Annotated in this window: 1 protein-coding gene and 1 pseudogene; one reads left to right on the top strand and one right to left on the bottom strand. The window is 71.7% G+C overall.

The features are described from left to right. Positions 1–65: 65 nt before the first annotated feature. Positions 66–452: pseudogene (locus tag AB0N07_RS50995) on the bottom strand (beta-ketoacyl synthase N-terminal-like domain-containing protein); the annotation flags it as partial. 422 nt (positions 453–874) lie between these two features. Here AB0N07_RS50995 and AB0N07_RS50990 point away from each other — a divergent pair. Then, positions 875–1,436: GMC family oxidoreductase (locus AB0N07_RS50990; protein WP_365847817.1), on the top strand; the 562-nt coding region annotated here is incomplete at its 3' end.

Here is a 1,436-nt window from a genome sequence, read left to right as displayed (position 1 = left end):
CGATGCCCGCCAACTCCAGGGCGCGGCTGTTGACCCAGGCGCCGTGATGGTCACGGTTGGGCATCCATCACCCAGGGGGCGCGGGACATCGACTCCACGCCGCCGGCCACGACGACGTCGGCCATCCCGGAGCGCACCATCGCGGTGGCGATGCCGATCGCGGACATGCCGGACGCGCAGAGGCGGTTCACGGTGATGCCCGGGACGGTGTCCGGGAAGCCGGCCAGCAGCCAGGCCATGCGGGCGACGTTGCGGTTCTCCTCGCCGGCGCCGTTGGCGTTGCCGAGGATGACGTCGTCCACGACCGACGGGTCGATGCCGGCGTCCTCGATCACGGCCTTGACGGTCAGGGCGGCGAGGTCGTCGGGGCGGACGGAGGAGAGGGCACCGCCGTACTTGCCGACGGGCGTGCGGCGACCGCCGACGAGCAGGGCCTGGGACTGTGCGGACATGGAGACTCCTTGAGTGACCGACGACGGGGCGGGCGCGGCGAATTACCGACCGTGCGTTCAGGTACATTATCCCGGGCCGGTGTGACGGGGGACAACTGCGGGGGGGGGGTGTGACGGGGCGGAGGCGGGAGTGGCCGCGGTGCCCTCAGTGCTCGCGCGCTGCCTCGAGCAGCGTGCCGATGCGCGCGATCGCCTCGCGCGCGAAGGCGCGCGTTTGCGTATATCCCTGCCGGACGAGGGCCTGGTCCAGGGCGTCGATCTACCTCTCATGGGGGCGCGGTGTTCTCCCGGAGGTCCGGCTCGGCGGCCGCGACACCTCGTCCTGCGCCGTCGGTCAATGTCGGTGCGCGCCGGGTCAACGCGGGCGCCCACCTCCGCTATACCGTGACGTGCATCACTCTCCCTGCAAACCTGGAGGCGCCATGTCCACCGAGAACCCCCAGACCCACCACGCCGACGTCCTCGTGATCGGTGCCGGCTCGGCTGGCTGTGTCCTGACCCGTCGCCTGCTCGATGCTGGCCGGCGCGTCGCCCTCGTCGAGGCCGGTGAGCATGACGTCAACCCGGACATCGACGACGTCTCCCGCCTCGGCTTCCTGTGGGAGACCGACGTCGACTGGAACTACCGCACCACGCCCCAGCCCGAGCTCGACGGCCGCCGCGTCCACCTGCCCCGTGGCAAGGTCCTCGGCGGCTCGCATGCGCTCAACGCGGCCATCTGGGTGCGCGGCGACCGCTGGGACTACGACACCTGGGCCGGCGAGCTCGGCTGCGCCGGCTGGGCCTGGGACGACGTCGCCCCCTACTTCCGGGCCATCGAGGCGTACCCGGAGGGCGACCCCGCGACCCGCGGCCGCGAGGGGCTGCTCGACATCAGCACCGACTACCCGCACCACCCGATCCAGCAGGCCATGTACGACGCCACCGTCCAGGAGGGCATCCCGGAGAACCCGGACTACAACTCCGGAGACGTCGAGGGCGTCG

The sequence above is a fragment of the Streptomyces sp. NPDC051172 genome, assembly GCF_040682555.1.
Taxonomy (GTDB): domain Bacteria; phylum Actinomycetota; class Actinomycetes; order Streptomycetales; family Streptomycetaceae; genus Streptomyces.
Note: the sequence above shows the minus strand (reverse complement) of the source record. Positions and strands in the feature narration are given on the sequence as shown.